General features: G+C 72.6%; 9 protein-coding genes. 7 read left to right on the top strand and 2 right to left on the bottom strand.

Features of this window, described 5'->3' with window-relative positions; translation table 11 throughout:
• The coding region (locus EYA84_RS22540) for a pirin family protein (RefSeq protein WP_275540809.1) at window positions 1–540 on the top strand (540 nt) is incomplete at its 5' end.
• A gap of 292 nt (window positions 541–832) precedes the next feature.
• Here the strand turns inward: EYA84_RS22540 and EYA84_RS22535 are convergent.
• Entirely contained in the window at window positions 833–1105 is a 273-nt protein-coding gene (locus tag EYA84_RS22535) for a DUF2795 domain-containing protein (protein ID WP_131055072.1), read from the bottom strand.
• 133 nt (window positions 1106–1238) lie between these two features.
• Here EYA84_RS22535 and EYA84_RS22530 point away from each other — a divergent pair, with 133 nt between their 5' ends.
• Complete coding sequence (locus EYA84_RS22530) at window positions 1239–1646, top strand: DUF2267 domain-containing protein (protein ID WP_131055070.1); 408 nt, start codon at window positions 1239–1241, stop codon at window positions 1644–1646.
• Between the two features lies 1 nt (window position 1647).
• On the opposite strand, the gene EYA84_RS22525 is transcribed toward EYA84_RS22530, so the two are convergent.
• Window positions 1648–2820: a CaiB/BaiF CoA-transferase family protein gene (locus EYA84_RS22525; RefSeq protein ID WP_131055068.1), complete on the bottom strand. Its 1173-nt coding sequence runs from the start codon at window positions 2818–2820 to the stop codon at window positions 1648–1650.
• A 256-nt stretch (window positions 2821–3076) separates the two neighbouring features.
• Here EYA84_RS22525 and EYA84_RS22520 point away from each other — a divergent pair, with 256 nt between their 5' ends.
• From EYA84_RS22520 to EYA84_RS22500, 5 genes are read left to right on the top strand one after another with little or no spacing between them, the layout of a single operon-like run.
• A complete protein-coding gene (locus EYA84_RS22520) occupies window positions 3077–4093 on the top strand; it encodes a TerC/Alx family metal homeostasis membrane protein (RefSeq protein ID WP_131055065.1) in 1017 nt (338 codons plus the stop codon).
• Window positions 4094–4133: 40 nt separating this feature from the next.
• Window positions 4134–4733 carry a sulfite oxidase-like oxidoreductase gene (locus EYA84_RS22515; RefSeq protein ID WP_131055058.1) on the top strand — a complete coding sequence of 200 codons (600 nt, stop codon included), beginning with the start codon at window positions 4134–4136 and terminating at the stop codon, window positions 4731–4733.
• 8 nt (window positions 4734–4741) lie between these two features.
• Complete coding sequence (locus tag EYA84_RS22510; protein ID WP_131055056.1) at window positions 4742–5464, top strand: ferredoxin reductase; 723 nt, start codon at window positions 4742–4744, stop codon at window positions 5462–5464.
• A 12-nt stretch (window positions 5465–5476) separates the two neighbouring features.
• On the top strand, window positions 5477–5764 hold the full coding sequence (locus EYA84_RS22505; protein WP_131055054.1) for a DUF6510 family protein: 288 nt from the start codon (window positions 5477–5479) through the stop codon (window positions 5762–5764).
• A 48-nt stretch (window positions 5765–5812) separates the two neighbouring features.
• Window positions 5813–7114, top strand: a complete 1302-nt coding sequence (locus tag EYA84_RS22500) for an NAD(P)/FAD-dependent oxidoreductase (protein ID WP_131055052.1) — start codon at window positions 5813–5815, stop codon at window positions 7112–7114.
• Window positions 7115–7145 lie beyond the last annotated feature (31 nt).

Below are 7145 nucleotides of genomic sequence, written 5' to 3'. Positions count from 1 at the left end.
GCCCGCGCCGGCGCGGCCGACTTCGCCCACCACGCCGAGTTGCCCCGGTGGCGCGACGGCGACCTGGACGTCACCCTGCTCGTCGGTGACCTCGGCGGCGAGGTCTCGCCGGCCCGGGTGCACACCCCGCTGCTCGGCGCGCAGCTCGACCTGAGCGGTGCGGGTCCGGCCGCACTGCCGTTGCGTCGCGACTTCGAGTACGCGCTGCTGGCGCTCGACGGCGCCGCCGAGGTGGACGACGTGGCGCTGGAGCCGGGGGCACTGCTCTGGCTCGGCGCCGGGCGGGACACCCTGACCGTGCGCGGTGGGCCGGGTGCCCGGCTGATGCTGCTCGGCGGGACGCCGTTCGAGGAGCCGCTGGTGATGTGGTGGAACTTCGTCGGCCGCAGCCACGAGGAGATCGCCGACGCCCGGGAGGACTGGATGGCCGGTCGGCGCTTCGGTACGGTCGCCGACGACCCCGACCCGCCGCTGCCCGCCCCGGCGCTGCCCACGGTCCGGCTCAAGGCCCGCGACCGCTCCGGCGGCTTCCGGAACTGACCGGCGGCGCCCGAACAAACCGGATGAAATACCTTCGTCCGGCACCCCCTGTCCGTTCGGCTGATGGCGTGCGGTAAGGTAGTCGCAGTAACAGCCGCCCGGTTCGGGTGGTTGTCGCCGTCTGGTCATGGCGACCCGGTTCGGGTTCGCCGTGCTAACAGGGCAGGCGATTACGTAGCGGCGCCCCCGGTCGCGGTTCGCGGCCGGGGCGCCCGCCTGTCGGAGTCCTGTCGGGTGCCGTGACCCCGACCCGCCGACACGCGGTCCGGGCGATCGCCCGTCGACCGACCGATCAGATGCTGCGCAGGTGCTGCGACACCCGCTGGTGACGCTTGTCCCGTCCGGCCGCGCCGCGCTGGGCGTCGTCGGCCTCCTCGCTCGCGTCGATGTGGGCGGAACGCGCCACCTCGGTGCTGTTCGCGTAGTCCACCGGCGGCAGCGCGCGCAGGGCCTGCACCACGTCCGGCGGTGCCCCCTCGCGTTCGGCCTCGCGTACCACCTCGTCCTTGTCGGCGGGGTAGTCCAGGCGGGACAGGTACTGCAGGACGTCGGCGTAACTCGCCATGGATTCGGCTCCTCCCGGCTTCGATCCGGCCACGACCGGCCGCGGTTACCCACCCCGGCTGCCGTCACGCCCCGCCACGGGCCGCCGTTTCCGACCCGCTCCGCCGGGTAACCGCCGCCCGAGGGGGTACGCGATGGACTACGACACGTTCGTCGACCAGGTCGCCCGGCGGGCCGGTACGACGCCGGAGCGGGCGGTGGACCTGACCCGGGCGACGCTGGCCACGCTGGCCGAGCGGCTGACCGGCGGGGAGGCCCTGGACCTGTCTCTGCAACTGCCGGCGCCGCTGCGCCAGTCGATGCGGACGACCCCCGACGGTGAGGCGGCCCAGCGTTTCGACGCCGACGAGTTCGCCGCCCGGGTGGCGTTCCGCCTCGGGGTGCAGACGTCGGCGGCCCGAGGCGGGGTCCGCGCGGTCTTCACCGCACTGCGCGAGGCGCTGGCCGGTGAGTTCGAGACGCTGATGGTCCAGCTTCCCCGCGACTATCGCGACATGGTCGAGCCCGCGCTGGCACCCGGCGCGACCCTGCGACGCCGCTGACTCAGCCCACCGCCCCGTCGGCCCGCAGGGCGGCCACCCGTTCCGGTCCGTAGCCGATCTCGGCGAGGACCTCGTCGGTGTGCTCGCCCGGCCAGGGCGGCGGTCGGCGTACCGAGGTGGGGGTGCCGGAGAAACGGGGGGCCGGTGCCGGTTGCACCACGCCGTCCCGCACCACGAACGTGTCCCGCGCCACCAGGTGCGGGTGCTCCGGCGCCTCGGCCCAGTCCAGCACCGGCGCGACGCAGGCGTCGGAGGCGGTGAGCAGGGCCGCCCACTCGTCCCGGGTACGGGTCCGGAACAGCCGCGCCCAGGCGGCGCGCAACGCCGGCCAGTGCGCCGGGTCGGTCCGGTCCGGTGCCTCGTCGCCCGGCAGTGGGAACCCGGTGCGGCGGACCAGTTCCTCGTAGAAGCGCGGCTCCAGGGCGCCGACCGCCACGTGGCGCCCGTCGGCGCACTCGTAGGTGTCGTAGAACGGCGCGCCGCCGTCGAGCAGGTTGACGCCGCGCGGGTCCTGCCAGCGGCCGAGCCTCCGCAACGCGTGGATCTGCGTGCCGAGCACCGCCACGCCGTCCACGATGGCCGCGTCGATCACCTGGCCGGTGGCGCCGCCGCGTACCGCGTAGAGGGCGGAGACCACGCCCAGGGCCAGCATCATCCCGCCGCCGCCGAAGTCGCCCAGCAGGTTGAGTGGGGGCACCGGCCGCTCGTCCGCCCGCCCGATGCCGTGCAGCGCGCCGGTCAACGCGAGGTAGTCGATGTCGTGTCCGGCGTACGGGGCGCTCGGGCCGTCCTGCCCCCAGCCGGTCATCCGGCCGTACACCAGCTTCGGGTTGAGCGCGTGGCAGTCGGCCGGCCCGAGACCGAGGCGCTCGGTCACCCCGGGTCGGAACCCCTCGACCAGCGCGTCCGCGCTCTGCGCCAGGGCGAGCACCGCCTCACGTCCGCCGGCGGACTTGAGGTCCACGCCGACCGAGCGTCGACCTCGGTTGAGCAGGTCCGGGTGGGCGGTGCCGAAGGCCGAGGGGTCCACGTCGGTGAGCCGGTCCACCCGGATCACGTCCGCTCCGAGATCGGCCAGCATCATCGCGGCGAAGGGGCCGGGGCCGATCCCGGCCAGCTCGACCACGCGTACTCCGGCCAGCGGGCCGGCCGCCTGCTCTGCGGTCACCGCCATCACGATAGGCGCTCGGGTCCGGGTCCGGTACCGGCATCGTCACTCCGGGTTCCGGCCTGGTCGGACGCGGTACACGCCGACAGGAGCCCCCGTCTGGCGGGTCGGATCGGGCTGTCCTAACCTTGGCGGTACGAGGGGAGTACTTCCCACGAACCATACCGGTCAGTACGGCGCACCCCGGGTGTGCCTCGGGTGGTTGCCCACGAAACGTGGGTGAAGGAGACCTCGAACATGACACGGTGTTCGAGGAGGCCCAATGTCCGAATTGTCCTACGCTGCTGCCGGTTTGCAGTCGGTGGGTACGCCCACTCTCTGGGCGGTGACGATCGCGGGCGTGCTGGCCCTGCTGGTGCTCGACTTCGTGGTGACCCGCAAGCCCCACGAGGTGTCCCTGCGGGAGGCACTGGGTTGGTCGACCTTCTACATCGCGCTGCCGCTGGCCTTCGGTGCCTGGGTGTGGTCCGAGTTCGGCTCGGAACGGGGCTTCGAGTACCTGACCGGTTACCTGGTCGAGAAGTCGCTGTCGGTGGACAACCTGTTCGTCTTCATGCTGTTGTTGGCGGCGTTCGCGGTGCCGACCGAGCTGGCGCAGCGGGTGCTGCTCTTCGGCATCACCGGCGCGCTGGTGCTGCGGGGCATCTTCATCGCGTTGGGCGCGGCGGCGTTGCAGACGCTGGACTTCGCGTTCCTGATCTTCGCGTTGATCCTGTTGTTCACCGCCGCGAAGCTGCTGCGCGACGCGTTCACCGGGCACGAGCAGTCGGTCGACATCGGCAACATGCGGTCGGTGCGGCTGCTGCGTCGGTTCATGCCGGTGGTCCAGGAGTACCACGGCACCAAGATGACCGTGCGGGTCGACGGACGGCGTGCGCTCACGCCGCTCGCGCTGGTGGTGGTGGCGGTCTTCGCCACCGACGTGGTCTTCGCGGTGGACTCGGTCCCGGCGGTCTACGGCATCACCGAGGACCCGTACCTCGTCTTCGCCACCAACGCCTTCGCGCTGCTGGGTCTGCGGGCGCTCTACTTCGTGCTGCACGCAGCGCTCAGCCGCCTGGTCCACCTCACCTACGGTCTGGCGATCATCCTGGCGTTCATCGGCGTCAAGCTGGGCCTGCACTGGGCGCACGGGATCTGGGAGGGTGTGCCGGAGATCCCGACCGTGGCGTCGTTGCTGGTCATCATCGGTGTGCTGACGGTCGTGACGATCACCAGCCTGCGTGCCACCCGCAACGTGGTGCCGGGCTCCAAGGAGGTCGTCACCGAACGGAAGTGACCCGCCCCCATGGCGGAGCCGGGCGTGGTACGACTGTGCGGTGGGTATCGTCACGCCCGGCTTCCAGGGCCGGCCACGCTCCGAAGCGCCGGACCTGCCACCCGGTCAGTACCTGACACCCGACTTCCCCGTGCTCTCCGCCGGCCCCACACCGAAGGTGCCGCGCGAGAGCTGGGAATTCGTGATCACCACCGAGACCGGCGCGGAGTACCGCTGGTCCTGGGCCGAGATGATGGCGTTGCCGCAGGAGACCCCGACGGTCGACATCCACTGCGTCACCCGCTGGTCGAAGCTCGGCACCAGCTGGCAGGGCGTCTCGCTGGACACCCTGCTCGACGGGGTGGACACCGCCGCCGACTACGCCCTCGCCCACTCCTACGGCGGCTACAGCACCAACCTGCCGCTGGCGGACCTGATGGACGGTCGGGCCTGGCTGGTGCACACGTACGACGACGCCGAGCTGCCCGCCGAGCACGGCGGTCCGGCCCGACTGCTGGTGCCGCACCTGTACTTCTGGAAGTCCGCCAAGTGGGTGCGCGGCATCCGGCTGGGCCTGGAGGACACCCCCGGCTTCTGGGAGACCGCCGGCTATCACGACTACGGGGATCCGTGGCGTGAGCAGCGGTACCAGGGCGATTGAGCGGGCGGATGCGGTGGCAGCCGGCCCGGTTGGTGCACCGCCGGGTCGAGACGCCCAGCGCGCACACCCTGGTGCTCCAGGTGCCGGGCTGGACCGCCCACGTACCCGGACAGCACGTCGACCTGCGGCTCACCGCACCCGACGGATACCAGGCCGCCCGGTCGTACTCGCTGGCCGCGCCGGCCGACGGCGACCGGATCGAGGTCACCGTGCAGCGGGTGCCCGACGGCGAGGTGTCGCCGTTCCTGGTGGACGGCTACCGCGAGGGTGACCCGATCGAGGTCCGGGGCCCGGTCGGCGGCTGGTTCGTCTGGCGGCCCACGCAGACCGACCCGGTGCTGCTGGTCGCCGGTGGTTCGGGTGTGGTGCCGCTGATGGCGATGATCCGCGCCCGACGGGCCGCCGGCAGCCGCACCCCGTTCCGGCTGATCTACTCCGTCCGCACGCCCACCGACGTGTTCTACGCCGACGAACTGCGGCGACGGGTCCGCGACGACGCGGGCCTGGACGTCGCCTACGTCTACACCCGCGAGGCTCCGGACGGCTGGTCGGGCGAGCCGCACCGCCTCGGCCTCGCCGACGTCAACACGCACGGGTGGCCGCCGGAGCTGACGCCGCTGGTCTACGTCTGCGGACCGACCGGCTTCGTGGAGACCGTCTCCGACCTGCTCGTCGGCCTGGGTCACCCGGCCCGACAGGTACGCACCGAACGTTTCGGCCCGACCGGCTGAGAGGAGCCGCGGATGACCGCCCTGCCGTACGTGGACGGGAACATGCTCGACGGTCCGCTGGGGGAGGTGTTCGCGGTGGACCTGAGCACGGCCACCGGCCGCTGTGCCCACTGCGGCACCGCCGGCCCGATGGCCGGACTGCGGGTCTACTCGCACGCGCCGGGGCTGGTGGCCCGCTGTCCGGCCTGCGCGGACGTGATGCTGCGGCTGGTCCGCGCGCCGGACCGGGCCTGGCTGGACCTGCGGGGCGCCACGTTCCTCCAGTTCCCGATGCCGCCGGACCGGACGTCGCGCCGATAGGTCGGCGGGGCGACGTTTGTCGGCCTGCCGGGTGGGAACGGGCCCGGAATGACGAAGCCTCGTGTGGTGATCGTGGGGGCCGGTTTCGCCGGGTACCACGCGGCGAAGACGCTGAGCCGGCTGGCCCGCGACCGGGCCGAGATCGTCCTGCTGAACTCGACCGACTACTTCCTCTATCTGCCGCTGCTGCCCGAGGTGGCCGCCGGCGTGGTGGAGCCGGGCCGGATCGCGGTGCCGCTGACCGGCACGCTGAACGGGGTCCGGGTGGTCATCGGCGAGGCGGACCACGTCGACCTGCAGAACCGGTGGGTCGGCTTCACCCAGCCCGAGGGCGAGCGCAACCGGCTGGCGTACGACCGGCTGATCCTCGCCGTCGGCAGCGTGAACAAGCTGCTGCCCATTCCCGGGGTGACCGAGTACGCGCACGGATTCCGGGGCCTGCCCGAGGCGCTCTACCTGCACGACCACGTGGTCCGTCAGATCGAGTTGGCCGAGCAGGCCGAGGACCCGGCCGAGCAGCGGGCGCGGGCCACGTTCGTGGTGGTCGGCGCCGGTTACACCGGGACCGAGGTGGCCGCGCACGGGCAGCTCTTCACCGACGAGTTGACCGCCCAGCGTCCCCGGTTGCCGATCCGCCCGAAGTGGATGCTGCTGGACGTCGCGCCCCGGGTGCTGCCCGAGTTGGACCGGCGGATGTCCCGTACCGCCGACCGGGTGCTGCGCCGACGTGGCGTGGACGTGCGGATGGGCACCTCGGTGGCGGTCGCCACCTCCGACGGGGTCACCCTCACCGACGGAGAGTACGTGCCGACCTGCTCGCTGATCTGGTGCGTCGGCGTCCGTCCCGACCCCTTCGTGGCGCAACTGGGCCTGCGGACCGAGAAGGGGCGGCTGGTCGTCGACGAGTACCTCAACGTGCCCGGCTTCCCCGAGGTGTTCGCCTGTGGTGACGCCGCCGCCGTGCCCGACCTGACCCGGCCCGGCGAGATCTGCACGATGACCGCCCAGCACGCCCAGCGGCAGGGCAACCTCGCCGCGCACAACATCGCCGCCTCCTACGGGAAGGGGCGGCGTCGGCCGTACAAGCACCATGACCTCGGGTGGGTGGTCGACCTCGGCGGCAAGCAGGCGGCGGCGAACCCGCTCAAGGTGCCGTTGTCGGGTCTGCCGGCGAAGGCCGTGACGCGTGGCTACCACCTGTTGGCCATGCCGGGCAACCGGGCCCGGGTCAGCGCGGACTGGCTGCTCGACGCCGCGTTGCCCCGCTCGGCGGCGCAGCTGGGTCTGATCCCCGCCGACGCGGTGCCGCTGGAGAGCGAGTCGCCGGAGCTGCCGAGCCACGCCCGCTGACCGGCCGCCGGGCCGGGGAACTCGTCCACCC

The sequence above is a fragment of the Verrucosispora sp. SN26_14.1 genome (genome assembly GCF_004307965.1).
In the GTDB taxonomy this organism is placed as follows: Bacteria; Actinomycetota; Actinomycetes; order Mycobacteriales; family Micromonosporaceae; genus Micromonospora.
Note: the sequence above shows the minus strand (reverse complement) of the source record. Positions and strands in the feature narration are given on the sequence as shown.

Excerpts from the sequence above, each read along its gene's own strand:
- EYA84_RS22535 (WP_131055072.1), bottom strand. The coding sequence starts at position 1,105 with ATGGCGAGTTACGCCGACGTCCTGCAGTACCTGTCCCGCCTGGACTAC.
- EYA84_RS22530 (WP_131055070.1), top strand. The coding sequence starts at position 1,239 with ATGGACTACGACACGTTCGTCGACCAGGTCGCCCGGCGGGCCGGTACG.
- EYA84_RS22525 (WP_131055068.1), bottom strand. The coding sequence starts at position 2,820 with ATGGCGGTGACCGCAGAGCAGGCGGCCGGCCCGCTGGCCGGAGTACGC.
- EYA84_RS22520 (WP_131055065.1), top strand. The coding sequence starts at position 3,077 with ATGTCCGAATTGTCCTACGCTGCTGCCGGTTTGCAGTCGGTGGGTACG.
- EYA84_RS22510 (WP_131055056.1), top strand. The coding sequence starts at position 4,742 with ATGCGGTGGCAGCCGGCCCGGTTGGTGCACCGCCGGGTCGAGACGCCC.
- EYA84_RS22505 (WP_131055054.1), top strand. The coding sequence starts at position 5,477 with ATGACCGCCCTGCCGTACGTGGACGGGAACATGCTCGACGGTCCGCTG.
- EYA84_RS22500 (WP_131055052.1), top strand. The coding sequence starts at position 5,813 with ATGACGAAGCCTCGTGTGGTGATCGTGGGGGCCGGTTTCGCCGGGTAC.